Source organism: Corynebacterium pyruviciproducens ATCC BAA-1742 (genome assembly GCF_000411375.1).
Taxonomy (GTDB): Bacteria; Actinomycetota; Actinomycetes; order Mycobacteriales; family Mycobacteriaceae; genus Corynebacterium; species Corynebacterium pyruviciproducens.
Genome location: NZ_KE150448.1, coordinates 25,524 through 40,322, shown reverse-complemented (window position 1 = coordinate 40,322; position 14,799 = coordinate 25,524). Strand labels below are relative to the sequence as shown.

Below are 14,799 nucleotides of genomic sequence, written 5' to 3'. Positions count from 1 at the left end.
GGTGCACCGGGGTGGATGTTTCTTCTCCCTCTGGTCGCACCACTGAGGAAAGGGGAAAGCTCCTGTGTCCAGACCCTTGGAGGACTACGCATTATTGTCCGATACTCACACGGCCGGCCTGGTCTGTCGGCAGGGCAGCATTGATTGGGTTGGGGGTGTCCCCCCGAGTAGTGGACACGGCGTTGGTGTCAGTTAGGCAACGAGGCCTACGGTAGCAGCCGTCGTCGCGGTCTCGAAGGCAAGGGGCGAGCGGCAGTCCAGGGCTGAGTTGCGTCGGCGAGTGTTGTAGCGGGTGACCCACCGGAAGACCTCGCGACGGCACACCTCGGCAGAGTCCCACCCACGAGCACTTTGGAGAGTTTCTCGCTTGAGGGAGGCGTTGAACGACTCGGCTATCGCATTATCCGCACTCGAGCCGATCCGGCCTATCGACTGGCGTACTCCCAGCCGCCGACAGGTGGTCTGGAAGGCTGAGGAGGTGTATTGCCGTCCGTGGTCGGAGTGGAATACGGCCCCGGCCAACGAGCCCCGCGCCCGGGCCGCGTTTTCCAGGGCGTCTTCGACGAGACTGGTGCGCATGTGGTCGGCGATCGACCAGCCGACCAGACGACCAGACGCCGGGAGCACACGTCGATGACGGTGGCCAGATAGAGGAATTGCCCCTGGCCACAGGGCGGGTAGGTGATGTCGCCGACGTAGACTTGATTCGGTGCCTCAGCCCGGAACTTGCGTTTGAGGAAGTCATCGACAACGCGTGCGCCCTGGTCCTTGACCGTGGTCTTGTTCGGTTTACGTAGGTTCACACCGATGATGTTGTGGGTGCGCATCAGCCGTTCCACGCGTTTGTGGTTGATCGGCTGAACTGTTTTCTTATTGAGTTCGATGGTCATTCTCCTGACTCCGATGGTGCCGTCGAATTCCTGGTGGTACTCGCGCATGCGCTTAACCAGCGCTTTGTCGACGTCTCGGCGGGCGGCGCGGGCGTCGCGTCCGGCCCACCATCTGTAGAAGCTCGACCGGTTCAGGTCGAGTACCTGGCACAACCGCTTCACCCCGTGGGTGGTGTGGTGGTCGTCAACGAACTGGAAGCGGCTCACCAGGTCGTCTCTCCCGCGAAATATTTGGCCGCCTTGCGCAGGGCGTCGCGCTCGGTCGTCAGCTTCGCTGTTTCAGCTTTCAGGCGTTGGACCTCTGACCGCAGGCGGACCAGCTCATCCTCGAGGTCCAGTCCCTGGTCGGCACCAGCGGGGGACGTCGAGGGAATCTGTCCTCGGTCCCGACAGGCCTTGTGGATCCAGGTCTTCAGCGTGCCGCGCGCGATCCCGAGGTCTTCCGAGATCGAGGAATACGAGGCCCCCTCGGTGGTCTCATAGAGCTGGACCGCGTCGGCTTTGAATTCATCGGAGTAAGTGTTTTTCGGCAAAGTGTCTCTGCTTTCTCCGGTCCAGTCTGGACCAGTTCCAGCGTGTCCACTAAACGGGGGTCAGGCTCGTGGTTTCATGGTTTTCAACCTAGCGCTTAAAGGGGCACGTTGCCGATCCTCAAACACCCCTTGAGCTGAATCTAGTCTGTGCGGAATTCCCCGAAAAACCGGCAACCAGCTGGAGTGACAAAAGGAATTCTTCCTGTGACACACTCTGAAGTGAAAAGCTGGGGATTTGGCACACAACAGGTCTGAAAGACTATGACGTGCAACATGGGTTGCACTTGGATTGGACCGGGTGATTGTGTCGCTGTGGAGGATGTCCTGCATGGCGTCACACGCAGGTGGATCATGAACCAGCCTTGGATGATCCGCTGAAAGCCAAGCTAAGGACGAACTCGTGGGCAATCTTGAAAAATCGAGAATTTTCTGGAATCGAATGGTAGCCAGGTTGTGTCAATCGTGGTATAAGTCAAGGAATGTTGTACACAGGTGCGGTTCAATGACACACCTGGGATCCCTCATAGGCCTCATCGGCTTGGTATATCTAGTCAGGTTTCACCGATTTTCGTCGGGGCGCGGGTACCACGAAAGTGACCAATATCAGGGAGTCAGAGACTCCGCGTGGGGCTGGGCGTATGCCCCGGGCCCCACATTCCAACTCGTCCACATCAGTGCCGTATGAGACGGAGTGGGAACATCGTCCCGCACGCTGGAGCCTTCGTGGTTAACGGCGGATGCGAGACCACGCTGTGGCTAGAACAATTCCTGTTAGTGCAATTCCCAGGTAGACCCACGTGTGGTCGCTTGCTGCTTGCACAGTCTTGGGTGGGGCGGGAGTTGTATCAGCAGTGAGGACGCTGGCGGTGTCTTTGCCGCTGATCACGCCTTCTATCCAGTCTGCGGTACCTGCTAGTGTGGTGATGGCTGCGCTAGGCGAGGGGAGATTCGGGTCCCCATCGGCGGTACCGGCTGTAGCTAGACCGGCGAGTTCACCATCGACAAAGAATGGTCCGCCGGAATCGCCACCTTGCATTCCTGCCCCTGACGTAGAGAAGGCGTTCAAAATGGGGCTGGTTAATACTGGCGATACTGCGCCGTTTGCGGGCATAGAGTCGCCCGTACCGGCTGTAGTAGGAACCTGGTTTGCAGGCACAGCGAGGTCGCCGGGGATAGAGTCGGTGGAATCGACTTGAGGGGTGGCATCGGGTGTTGTCATATCGGGGGTTTCCGGTGTGCCACCGAGGAGCTCCTTGACCTCCATGCGTGTCATGGGGAGTTGACCTTTGCGTGCCATGGAGGAGCTGCTGCTCCAGCCGTACAGAGTTCCCACCTTGCCTTTCGCAGGAACCTGTGAGGATACGGTAGCTGGAGTGGCGGTGGTTACTTTCCGTGTGAGGTGGAGGAGCCCCGCATCAGAGGTGGGTGAAAGCGCCCATGAGTCGGCATCATATATTTGGTCGCCGAGGCGTGCCTGGGTGCCCTCGTTATTTACTGACTCCAGACAGTGACGGGCGGTAAGGATCCACTGGTCCGCCACAAGTGTTCCGGTGCAATCACCGAAATTGCCCACTTTGCCAATCTTCAATGAGGCTACCGATCCACTTTCTGAGTTGGCCGGGGCTGGTTCGCCATGTTCTAGCGCGTGTGCTGGGGCGGTAAAGAAAATGAGTGATCCGGCAGCAATGGCTGCGGCTGTACGACGTAAATTTCCCACTGTTATTTCCCTTTCTTAGCTGGAACGAGTGCTCTTACGGCTGTTGCCACGAGCTTTTCTGCTGGTCCTTGACCGATGATTTTTTTCCACGCTGTGGCAAAAATAAGGAAGAAGATGATGAATCCGGCGGCGGATGCGGTGGAGTGCAACGCGATATGGTGCTGCCAGTAGTTCGCCGTGAGCACGTGCAGAATGTAGATGGTCAAAGACATTGATCCCATCGCAGCGAAGGGGTAAGAAAGCTGGGGGATACGCTCTCCAATGATGAGGCACGCGTGCAAAGCCACTGCAGCACAGGCCACCGATAGAAGGATTTCTCCGGCGACGCCGGTGTGGCCAGTGAAGCGGAGCCAACCAGGAATATTCGGAGTAAAACGGTAATACATGCCAACGGCAGTGATGACAGCACTGAGGGCAGTTACGCTCCAGCGCGTTTTGGCTCCATATAGCCCTGGGGCTTCCGCTGCGCCATCAAAGTACCGGCGGAGGTAGACCTCAAAGAGCAGCATCCCGCCCAGGAAGAAGGCGATCCAGGCCAATAGGGGGTAGATCTGGATCAGTGCTAGCGGAGCGTATCGTATGGTGGCTGCGATTGTCGCTAAACCAAACAGGGCCAGTTTCCACCATATTCCCAGTGGCGGCACCCAGGAAACAAGCATCATGGTGAGCCCCATGGCTACGAGCACAATGTGGATCTCGCCGCCGACAGGCAGGAGCGCCAAGCCAATGAGCATGACGAGTCCGCCACGGGTAAGCAACCGCAAGAAGGTTGTAGTGGTGAAATTTTTTCCGATGATCATCATCGTGACGCCGGCAATGATGGCGAACAGGGACGAAGGAATCCCCGAGAGTAGAACTTTGGTACTCCAAAGAAGGGAGGCCATGTGGACCACGATCATGCCGATAATGGCAAGTGAACGGGCTATGTCGAGCCCCACGATTCGTGAAGGTGTGGACACCCAGAAATCTCCTTTACTCTTACTCCATAGAAGTCACTTCCAATAAGAAGTGGCTGTTCAAGTGGAGTGGTGACAATGACTTTCAATTTGTAGCACGCCTAACTGGGAATTCAGTGAGGGAACAATAGGTAAATCTCGTTTTTTCATCTGTGTATTTTCTGGGGGAAAGTATTGTGAAATTCGGCCATTTAAGTGTCACCTGTGTGCCACAGAAAAAGGAAGGAGGTGTAAGCACGCCTTGGCGCCAGTGTGTCCTTAGCTACGGAATTAAGTTAGGAGGAGAGACAATTTTCCCCTTTTTGGCGCGACCCTCTGCGTGGTTTGTGGAGAAGCGATGCAGTGCGAGCTAGGCCATGTGAGACAAAAGTGTGGAAGATGGCGGTGCTTACATGTCCTGGTTCGCTTGTGGTGCAAAGTCAAAAGGTGCAAGCGAATTTGTTGTCGCCACGCGGGCGGGTATACAGGGGTGCATCCACCAACGGTGGTTCTGCGGTGGCGCCGGGGTGGATCCGGGGTAGCTTTAGCTTGGTTTTGTGAATCTAGCTCACGGTGTTACCTACAATCGTCCCTATATGACTACTGCAGCTGATGATGGAATGATTCGGGTTCGGGACGCACGCCTACATAACCTGCGGCATGTGGATGTGGACGTGCCGCGCGGGAAGCTTGTGGCGTTTACGGGGGTGAGCGGCTCGGGGAAATCCTCGCTTGCTTTTGGCACGATCCATGGGCAGGCGCAGAGTAGGTACCTGGAGTCTGTGGCGCCCTTTGCGCGGCGGCTCATCGCCTCCGCTGTCGACCCGCAGGTGGGCTCGATCGCGGGGCTGCCGCCGTCGGTGGCGCTGGAGCAGTCCACATCGGGTGGTTCGGCCAGGTCCACTGTGGGCACCGTGTCCACCATGAGCAACACCGTACGGCTGCTGTTCTCCCGCGTGGGCACCTACCCCAAAGGCATGGGGATTTTGTACTCCGATTCGTTTTCGCCCAACACGCCGGAGGGCATGTGTCCGGATTGCCAGGGGACAGGGATTGTCCACGTCGCCACCGAAGAATCCATGGTGAAGGACCCGAGTCTCACCATCAACGAGGGTGCGATTACCGCCTGGCCGGGCGCGTGGGCGGGGAAGAACTTCCATGACATCCTGGAATCGTTGGGGTACCCCATGGACACACCGTGGCGGGACATTCCCCAAAAGGACCGAGACTGGATCCTCTTCACCGACGAGGAGCCGGTGGTCACCATCTACCCGATTCGTGGCGCCGACCAGGTGCAGCGCACCTACGAGGGGACGTGGCGGTCAGTATCCTCGTACCTCTACAAAACTCTCGCACAGACGCAGTCGGACACGCTGCGCGCACGCACCCTCTCCTTCATGGAATCGCACCCGTGTGAGACGTGTGGGGGCAAAAGGCTTCGCCCCGAGGCACTTCAAGTGACGTACGCGGGGCTCCACATCGACGAGTTCAACGCGCTTCCGCTGTCGGAGCTCACGCCCCTCGTGCAGGGGCAACCCGAGGGAAACGAGGCCGAGCGCATCCTCCTCGGTTCGCTGGTACCCATCCTCACTTCGTGCCTGGAACTGGGACTCGGACACCTCACGCTGGACCGCCAGACTACCACTTTGTCTGCCGGGGAGCTCCAGCGTCTGAGGCTGGCCGCGCAACTTCGGTCGGGGCTGTTCGGGGTGCTCTACGTCCTCGACGAGCCGTCGGCGGGCCTCCACGCCACTGAACGGCAGGCACTGGTTCCACTCTTGCGCAGGCTTATCCGCGCCGGGAACTCCGTCATCGTCGTCGAGCACGACATGGACATCGTCTCCCAATCGGACTGGATCGTCGACGTCGGCCCGCTCGCCGGCGAGGGTGGCGGGCGCGTCCTCTACTCCGGCCCCACACAGAACTACCGGGTGGAAAGCCCCACCTACGAGGCCCTGTCGCACCGGGGGCTTGCACCCGTGGGTAAGGTGTCGGAGGCCTCCGGGGTGCTGCCACTGAAAAGGCTGGTGAGCCACAACCTCAAGGGGATCGACTTCGACCTGGGGCTCGGGCAATTCACCGCGATCGCCGGGGTGAGCGGCTCCGGCAAGTCCACCCTCCTCGCCGAGATTGCCCACGCCGCGAGCGAGGATGAAGACGTCGACAAGCTAGTAGAAATCACCCAGAAACCGATCGGCCGGACGCCACGGTCGTGCCTGGCCACCTACACCGGCCTCTTCGACCGCGTGCGCAAGCTGTTCGCGGGGACCGAGGGGGCGAAGAACCGGAAGTGGAACGTCTCCCACTTCTCGTTCAACGTGCACAAGGGACAGTGCCCCACGTGCAAGGGGGAGGGGAAAATCGAGGTGGAGCTCGTGTTCCTGCCCGGCTCGTACACCACGTGCCCCGATTGCCACGGCGGGCGTTTCAACGAGGAGACCCTCGAGGTGACGTGGAACGGATACTCCGTGGCTGACGTGCTGGCACTGACGGTGAACGAGGCGACTGAGGTGTTTGCCGAGGACAAGACCGTGATGAAGGCGCTGACCGCGCTGCAGGCGGTGGGGCTCGGCTACCTCCGCCTGGGGCAGGGCGCGCCCGAGCTCTCCGGCGGCGAGGCGCAGCGCATCAAACTGGCCACCCACCTGCAGAAGACCCCGCGCGGCACGACGATTTATCTTCTCGACGAGCCGACGACCGGCCTCCACCCCGCGGACACCACGCTCCTCATCCGGGAGCTTCGGCGGATCGTGTCACGTGGCGATACCGTCGTCATGGCAGAGCACGACCTGGCCGCCATCGCCGCGACAGACCGGGTGGTGGAGATGGGCCCCGGTGCCGGCAGCGACGGCGGAACCATCATCGCCGACGCGACCCCCGCGGAGCTCGCGCGGATGGACACCGCGACGGGGCGGTGCCTTAGCAGGCGGTGCGATGTGGGGCGCTCGGGGCGCTAGCCCACCAGCCGAAAGTGGTGGGCGAGCCCGACGAGAACACCGATGAGGGCGATCACGCCCAGCGCGATGCCCCAGATCTCGGCAGGGCACAGTGGTGCTGAAGCAGTCTCTACCGGCGCTGGAAGGGCGAAGTTCACTGCCTCGTCATTGTCATAGAGCTTGAGCTCACCCTGCGTGCTCGCATCGGGCGACGAGGCGCTGCCGGAATGGGCACTCGGCACGGTGGGGACGCTGGGCAGCTCATCTTTCATGCCAGCCCAGGCTGTAATTAGTGCGGCGCGCTCATCGTAGCTGCCCGGTCGACCGTCGAACCCGGGGACCGAAGCGCGCGTGTACACGCCGCCGATGGACCCACCGCCCTCGGCTGCGGGAACGCGGATCTCGTGTGCGCCGCTAAGCACCCCGATGAGGCCTGTGCCTTCAACCCACACCGGGCCACCGGAATCACCGCGGGTAGCCTCGAGGCCCTCGGCAAAAGACACGAGATCCACGTTCCCCACGAACCGTCCGCAGTTCGCGCGGCGCGTGCTGCTTCCGTACACGCACACCTGCGCGCCGGGTGTCAGCGCGCTGGGGTTAAGTACCGTGTTACCGGAGTAGCCGTTTGGCCCCAGCTGGACGGAAGGGTTCCAGGTGATGACGGCCCAGTCATTGGCTCCGTCGCCCGCGTCCACGTGCGAATTTCGGCTGCGGGTGAGGGTGCCTAACGGCGGCGATATGGCGCCGCCAGCATTGTCGAGGTAGACGTAGTCGCCCGTGTTGCCGCAGTGCGCTGCGGTGAAGCTCACGCTACGGGCGTTGTAGCCGACGGTGCAGGCTTCGCCCGGCTGGTGCCCAGGCGCGCCGACGAGGATGCGCGTGCCCTGGCTCACCGTGTACACGTCACCCGCGGACGCGGAAGACGCCATTGCTGTTGCGGATCCCGCCACCGTGATTGCAGTAACGGCGGCGGCCAAGAACGTGCGGGGCACTGTCATGCCGAAAACAGTAGCACCGCTGGAGGCGCTCCAGCATCCGGGTTCACGCTGCGCTTGATTGCGCGGTCACGCGCAGCTAACGAAAGCTCCCGTGAGTTCCATAGAACTCCCGAAAGCTCCCGAAACTGCCGTGGACGTGGGTGTGCGGGGATTTAACCGCTGTTTGGGTCCTAACGGATGACGCCGAATTGCCTGGCAAGGCCTACAAGGACACTGATGAGCGAGATTGCCCCACCCACGATGCCCCAAATCTCCTCGGGGGAGAGGTCACTCGAACCGCCATCGCTGGGCTGATGCGGGGTGGTATCAGGATTTGAATCAGGTGCAGGGGGCTCTGGAGCATCGCTGGACCGGGGAGGAGCTGGTCTCGTTGGGGCAGAAGACACGCGCGGGTACCCGTCTCTTACTCCTGCCCACTTTTCAATCACGCGCTGATCTGCAAACGGCGCATAATCTTGCCCATTGGCTCCGGGGAAAGACGCTGAGGAGTAGACAAGGAAATTGTCGTGGCCGCTATATACCGTGCGTCCTTCCTTCCCCGTCAGTACTCCTACCAGGCCACGGTCTTCCACCCACAATGGGCCACCAGAGTCCCCGCTATTGATTTCGAGGCCGTCCATAAAGATCTGGAAGTTCATATTTCCCATGAAGCGTCCACAATTTTCGCGACGTGTCGTTTGACCATAAATACACACTTTTTCCCCAGCCGAAGCTCTGAGGGCGCAACTAGCGCATCGCCGGAAAATCTATTTGGTCCCAACCGCACGGAGTTGTTCCAATCGATCCGTGCCCAGTCGTTATACCCCGGAAATGACTCCGTTTGTGCCCGGTCTGACCTGGTAAGTGTGCCCACTGGGCTAGTTGGTCGCCCATGGGAATCTTCCAAGTAAACAAGGTCACCGTTGTGTCCACAGTGCGCCGCGGTGTAGGAGTAGCCGTCAGCGTTGTATCCCAAAGTGCAGGAACTACTGGGCCAGGAACCGGGGGCACCAATGAGAATTTTGTCACCCTGTACAGCCGTGTACGAGGGTGCTGCCGTTGCCGTGGCTGATCCTGCCGCTACGGCAACGGCGGTGGACATTGCTAATAAGATTCGCGCGAGCTGCATAGAACCTATGATAACAATGTTTTCAAGCTGTGAACAACCTGGAAGTAAGAAAAAGCGCACCGCGGTACGGTGCGCTTCACTTGGTAGCTGGTGGCTCGGACGAGGTTAGCGGGAGAAAATCCTCTGCAAGAATGCCCAGATGGCACCAAAGAGTCCGCCAGTGCCGAGGTTGATGCCGATGATCGCCGGCGTGGTCAGCCCGCGCCCATTAGTTGGGGGAACGTAGGTGTGGGTGGGAGCTAGCTGCGCGGCGGGCTGCTCTGTAGCAGGCTGCTCGGCAGCCGGTGCGGCAGGGCTTACCGTCGGGGTAGCAGGTTCCACCTCGGTTACGGCCTTGGCTTTCTTCTTCTTCAGGATCGATCCGGATTTGTACTCATCCATCACGGGGTCGAGGCGAGGAGCGGGCTCGTTGGAGGGAGCTTCCGGCTCGAGCGTGATTCGAATGTGGTTGTCACCACCGGGGCGGAACGTCATTAGCGGAGTCGGCTCCCACGCGGGGGTGGGCGTTTCGGTCGCCGTCTCCGTGGTGGATTGGGGCGTGGCGAGCTCCGTTTCGCGCGGGAACGTCGACGGCTCCACGGGGCGCGCCGGGGTGGGCGAGGTGAGCGAAGTCTCGGTCACAACCGGGGTGGGGGTGTCCGCGGGCAGCGGCTCGGTCGACGGAACAACGCTGGTGGTCTCGGGCTGCGGTTGCGGGGTAGTGGTCTTGGGAACGAAGCCCTGGTGGACCCACGTAGAGAACAGGGAGACGCGCTGGTCCGCGTTGTGGCCACGGTCATTGACACCCGGGTACGCGCCGCGGGTGACATCGACGGACCACGAATCGTTCCAGGACTGCATGCTTGCCATGTCCGGGCCGGAGATGAGGCCCACGAGGCCGCGGCCAGGGACCCACATGGGGCCGCCGGAATCGCCGGGGTTGGTCTGGGTGTGGTCAACAAAGAACGTCTTGCCCAAGTTTCCCACGAACGGACCGCAGTTGATCCTGCGGGTCGTGTCGCCGTAGACGCATACGGTTTCGCCGGACTGGACGGTGTCGGGATCGATGAGTGAGTCGCCGGAGTAGCGGTTAGGCCCCACGTAGACGGAGTCATCCCACTCGATGACACCCCAATCGTTGAAGTTAGCTGCCCCGTTTTCAATAACGGCGGCGGGGGAACGGTGGAACGTGCCCACTCGGCCCGTGGTGTAGCCGTTGGGGAGCTGCAGGTACACACCGTATCCGTCCTTGCCGCAGTGTGCGGACACGTAGCTTCTGCCTTGGGTACTGAAACCAACGGTGCACTTGCTGCCACTGGGGGATCCGGGCGGGAGGAGGATGGCCTTGTCGCCCTGGGCGACGGAGTAGACGGGGGCGGCAATGGCAGGAGCTGTGTTCAACGCCAACGTAACGGTGCACAGCGCGGAGAAAACGGATTTCTTAAAATTCACTTAACTGACATTAGCATGAAGGGGCCGTGGAAACTTGTGAAAACCGACAGTTAGGGGCGTACTTTTTTACTATCTTTAGTCACGTGTATTAAACAGTGTTTATGGAGTAAGTTAATAAAATCTTAGAACCGTGTGCGGCGTAGCATGGCCTGCTGGTTTGGCGGGAGAAGAAGGAAAAACACACAGCGAGGCACCCCGTTGTGCCGCCGGGCGGATGCGCTAGAGGTTCTGGGTGGCTTTCTTCGCGGCAGCTTTGGCGTAGGGGGCAACACCGGTGATCGTGGCGGCGCCGGGCCCGACAATGTCGCCGTAGCCCACCAGGTGCAGGTGCGGGTTGTGAAGGTGGCCGCGCAAAGGCCCCAACGCGGGGCGAAACCCCGTGCACCAGATGAGGTGGTCTGCTGTGACATCGTCGAGCGAATCAAACATCGGGTGCGCAACCAGCCGGCCACTATTACGGGCAGCCCTAATCGCAGGCAGCACCACAATATCGCCCAGTTCACGGTCGGGGCCGGGATCTTTCTCGCCACGCAGGATCGCAAGCATCCGCTTCCTGTTGTTGCGAAAGAGTCCAAGGCCGTCCACGTCGTCGGGCATAAAACGAGGGGGCCGCCTGGTGTACCACGTCACCTCGGTGCATGAGGAGAGCTCCGCGGCGATCTGGGCGGCGGAGTTGCCGCCCCCGACCACGGCGACGCTCGTGCCCGCGAACGGCTCCGGGCCGGGGTAGGTGCCAGAATGCCACTGGGTGCCGCGGAATGCCCCCGGGTAGTGGGGGACAAAGGGCGAAGACCACGTCCCCGTCGCCCCGATGAGCTCCCGCGCGGACCACCGGTTGTTCACGGTGAAGCGAGCGTGAGAGTAGGCGATATGCGTCACCTCGACGGGGCGCACGACGGGGAGTGCGTAGCGACGCTCGTACTCGGTGAGGTAATCGATGACATGGTCACGGGACGGGTACCCAGGCGTTGAAGGCATGGGGTAGCCGGGAAGGTTGGAAAAACTCGAGGCAGAAAATAGCGTCATGGAATCCCACGCGTGGAGCCACGCCCCGCCGGGGCGTTCCTGGTTGTCCAGCAGCAGGTAGTTGTCGGTCGCTTTGCGCACGTAGTAGGCGGTGGCAAGCCCAGACTGCCCGCCGCCGATGATGAGAACGTCGAGCTCCTGGGTGCCCGTGGCACCCTTACCGTGGACACGCCTTGTGCTTTCGGTCAAACTTCCAGGCCCTCGCTTTCTCCCCGCCATTGTAAAAGAGATAAGGGCACGATGCTGTCGCCGCGACACACTGGTGAATCCCCACCCATGCGCTTATGCGTGAGGGCAGGGCGCGCGTAGTTCGACGTGTGTAGTTCGACGCGCTTGGTCCGACGTGCGTGGCCCGACGTGCGTGGTCCGACGCGCGAAGTTCTTTCGCTCGTGAGATTCAGGTTGGCCTTGTCGCTTGTTGCCTGTTCCACGAGCGGCGTCGCCAGCGAGACGGGCCAGCACAATCGGCCTGTGCGCCTGTGTGGTTAAGTATCTGTATGGATGTCATCTTGATCTCTGCTGCTGAACACGAGGGTCTGCCACTGGGTATTGGCCTCAACTTCACCAACGCGCACACCACGTCCGCCGACTTCGCGGAGAGCAGGCTCGCGCTCCTCACCGGGCAATACCAGCAGCGTGGCCCGAAAACCAGGATCGAGGACATCATTCCCCTCAACGCCACGGAGTACCTGGGGGAGGGCGGCCTGCAACTCATCGAGTGCCGGCGGTGGGACGGCAACGCAGAGGACCTCAACCCCGAGGCCGTCATAGTGGCGACAAGCCCCAACCCGGTTGGCGACGATTACTCCACGCCACTGGTTATCCGGTGGCCGGGCGTGACCACTCCCGGCAGCGAGTGCACTGAGCTGGTCTCCACGCTCGACATCGTGCCCACCATCGCGGCGATCACTGGGGTGGATACGCGTCCCAATGCGCCACTGTCCGTGGACGGCATGAACCTCACGCCTGTCATCCGCTATGGGGCTGCCGCGCACCGCGCGTTGTTTTACGACGATGGCGAGGTCATCACCATCGATGCACACCTCAAAAACGGCGCACTGAGGGCGGGGGCAGAGTCCCCCGACACCGCCGCCGCGCTCACAGACCAGTGGAACCTGTGGCACAACATCATGACGATGGGGCCGCTGCAGTAGAGAGGCTTCTCATTTGGAGAGAAGTACCAGTTAAACTGCGAGATCCAAAGGTAGGTCGGTGATATCGCGCAGGCGATCCCCCTCCACCAGAGTTTTGAGTAGGGTTTGAGATTCATCGTTTCCGACTTTTTCAACGGCCCGCTCAAGTTCAGGCAGAGCGAAATGGTACGTCATGTCGATATCACCTGTACCGAGCGCAATAGACGCTATACGCGAAAGGGAAGGCTCAGCGGTGACAGCGACGATGTGAGGGGTCCTCCCTTTCCGATTCCGAATGAGGTTCAGCGCTTCCGCGCGGGTGTTTTGTGAACGATCAGATCGCATCGTCCATTTGCAAGAAATAACCGCGTGAATAAAAGCCGGTGTAGGTAGTGATTCTGAAGCGGTGTTCACTGCGCGTACTGGCGTGAGCAACGCGCTTTGTCCGTCTACCACTGTCTCGAACTCATTGATCGCCGAATCTGATAGTGCTTCGCGAATGACCAAAACATCAGGACTGACTGCGTACAAATTACCTAGAACAGACAGCAATTCTGGGTGGTTTGAGATCTCGTGGGCTAAGTCGCCCAAATGGCGGTATGGAAAGTAGTCTGCGAGTTGATCTGATCGCCTGCTTCCGCCGACGTTGAGAAATTTCCAAGGACCCGGTCGAATTACATCCAGATGTGGTAGACACTCTGCGAGGAAACCATGAACTGCATTCTCGAAGTTGCTCCCCATGGTCTGTCCCGAAGGCTTCTGTTTTCTTTCAACGGCACCGAGCTCCTCCGCGATTGCAAGAGAAATCGCCCTGGAAGTTGCCTGCGACCGGTCAGCGTTACTGGCCATGCATAGCTCCCCATTTTCGCTGAGTAAGCATAATGGTCCAGATTCTGATACCAGAGTCGCGTGGAAATTAGCGCGCGCTTGTGTGATGATGCTATCTGGCATTTTGTTCCTTGCTTATTAAATAGGAATTTAGAAACCGATCAATTCCTGGTAAGGGAATGTCTCAACTTGTTCCAAAGCACACTTGATTGAACGCCCAATGGATTCTGCAACTGGTGGAGGGAACGCATTGCCTACCTGTCGCCACTGTGCAGTCTTTCCGCCCGACCACTTCCAGTCTCGTGGAAATCCTTGGATTACTGCACCCATCTGGACGGTCAGACGTGGCATTGCTTCTTCAGCGTTTGTAGTGAAGTCACTCGACGGTGCCTCTTCCGCAATCGAGCTGCCACGAATGCCTAGCTTCGCCCAGGCCTGCCGAGCACGAGTAGGCCCAACGTCTGGACCACCATGCTTTTTGGATCCTCCTACGAGAGTTGGAGCAACTGAATTTGCACGTTTCGCCCACAAATCGGCGCCTGGCCATCCATTTTCGGCCATAAGGTCGTGCAATGCTTCACCCACAGTAACCCGATGGGAAAGGGGTTCAGGGAACTCAAAATATGGCGCGTAATCGGGTTGTAAAGCAACGAGAATGAATCTTGGTCGTAATTGGGGGACACCAAAGTCAGCGGACTGGATAAGCTCCCAAAAAACTTCGTATCCCAACTCGTTCAGCCGATGAATAATGCTCGCGCGGTAACTATCAAACCTTTTCTGACCGAGCCCCTTCACATTCTCGAGCATCACTGCGCGGGGCTTAATCTGTTGAATCAACTCCAATGCACGAGGAAATAGGTCTCGTTCGTCCTCTGGACCACGTTGTTTTCCGGCGATGGAAAACGGCGGGCAAGGAACTCCTCCTGCAAATAGATCCACGTCCTCATAGGCGGATCCATCGAACTCATGAACATCTTGCTCAAGAATGTTCCAGGATCCTTCCCGGTTTAGGCGAAGTGTGTTACAAGCATCGGGGTCAATTTCAACCACAGCTTGGTGAGAAAAACCGGCATTTTCTAATCCCAGGGCTTGGCCACCGCCACCAGCACAAATCTCCACTGATGTGAAGCTCTTTCCGGAGCCCACCATGGTATCACCCCCATTGGTCGAAATTCTTTGTTCCTACCGTAACACAGCCCAGTTACGTGCAAAGTCGGACGAAATCTTAGGTGCCATCCGCAGTCGAAAATGTGTTCGTACAATT

General features: G+C 59.6%; 10 protein-coding genes and 1 pseudogene. 2 read left to right on the top strand and 9 right to left on the bottom strand.

The genetic code is table 11. From position 1 onward, the window contains the following. Positions 1-192: 192 nt before the first annotated feature. The 3 genes and pseudogenes from HMPREF1219_RS09695 to HMPREF1219_RS09680 form a co-directional block, all read right to left on the bottom strand. Positions 193-1,423, bottom strand: a pseudogene (locus HMPREF1219_RS09695) (IS3 family transposase). 727 nt (positions 1,424-2,150) lie between these two features. Then, positions 2,151-3,140, bottom strand: coding sequence for a trypsin-like serine protease (locus HMPREF1219_RS09685; RefSeq protein WP_016458750.1), 990 nt, complete (start codon positions 3,138-3,140; stop codon positions 2,151-2,153). A 2-nt stretch (positions 3,141-3,142) separates the two neighbouring features. Beyond that, positions 3,143-4,099, bottom strand: coding sequence for a DUF418 domain-containing protein (locus HMPREF1219_RS09680; RefSeq protein ID WP_016458749.1), 957 nt, complete (start codon positions 4,097-4,099; stop codon positions 3,143-3,145). A gap of 572 nt (positions 4,100-4,671) precedes the next feature. Here HMPREF1219_RS09680 and HMPREF1219_RS09675 point away from each other — a divergent pair. Further along, the gene (locus HMPREF1219_RS09675) at positions 4,672-7,032 is read left to right on the top strand and encodes an ATP-binding cassette domain-containing protein (protein ID WP_245554456.1); all 2,361 of its coding nucleotides are present in this window, start codon (positions 4,672-4,674) and stop codon (positions 7,030-7,032) included. Here the strand turns inward: HMPREF1219_RS09675 and HMPREF1219_RS12330 are convergent. From HMPREF1219_RS12330 to HMPREF1219_RS09660, 4 genes are all read right to left on the bottom strand, one after another. After that, complete coding sequence (locus HMPREF1219_RS12330; RefSeq protein ID WP_016458747.1) at positions 7,029-8,009, bottom strand: chymotrypsin family serine protease; 981 nt, start codon at positions 8,007-8,009, stop codon at positions 7,029-7,031. The genes HMPREF1219_RS09675 and HMPREF1219_RS12330 overlap by 4 nt on opposite strands. 170 nt (positions 8,010-8,179) lie before the next feature. Next, the gene (locus HMPREF1219_RS12890) at positions 8,180-8,704 is read right to left on the bottom strand and encodes a trypsin-like serine protease (protein WP_342662176.1); all 525 of its coding nucleotides are present in this window, start codon (positions 8,702-8,704) and stop codon (positions 8,180-8,182) included. Positions 8,705-9,222: 518 nt separating this feature from the next. Beyond that, positions 9,223-10,548 (bottom strand): chymotrypsin family serine protease, encoded by a 1,326-nt coding sequence (locus HMPREF1219_RS09665; protein WP_016458744.1) that lies wholly within the window; start codon positions 10,546-10,548, stop codon positions 9,223-9,225. A 219-nt stretch (positions 10,549-10,767) separates the two neighbouring features. Next, entirely contained in the window at positions 10,768-11,763 is a 996-nt protein-coding gene (locus tag HMPREF1219_RS09660; protein WP_016458743.1) for an NAD(P)-binding domain-containing protein, read from the bottom strand. Positions 11,764-12,071: 308 nt separating this feature from the next. Here HMPREF1219_RS09660 and HMPREF1219_RS09655 point away from each other — a divergent pair, with 308 nt between their 5' ends. Further along, positions 12,072-12,728 carry an alkaline phosphatase family protein gene (locus HMPREF1219_RS09655; protein ID WP_016458742.1) on the top strand — a complete coding sequence of 219 codons (657 nt, stop codon included), beginning with the start codon at positions 12,072-12,074 and terminating at the stop codon, positions 12,726-12,728. 30 nt (positions 12,729-12,758) lie between these two features. On the opposite strand, the gene HMPREF1219_RS09650 is transcribed toward HMPREF1219_RS09655, so the two are convergent. Together HMPREF1219_RS09650 and HMPREF1219_RS12645 are read right to left on the bottom strand one after the other, a co-directional pair. Continuing rightward, entirely contained in the window at positions 12,759-13,658 is a 900-nt protein-coding gene (locus tag HMPREF1219_RS09650) for an NgoMIV family type II restriction endonuclease (RefSeq protein ID WP_016458741.1), read from the bottom strand. Between the two features lie 27 nt (positions 13,659-13,685). After that, a complete protein-coding gene (locus HMPREF1219_RS12645; RefSeq protein WP_016458740.1) occupies positions 13,686-14,684 on the bottom strand; it encodes a DNA cytosine methyltransferase in 999 nt (332 codons plus the stop codon). Positions 14,685-14,799 lie beyond the last annotated feature (115 nt).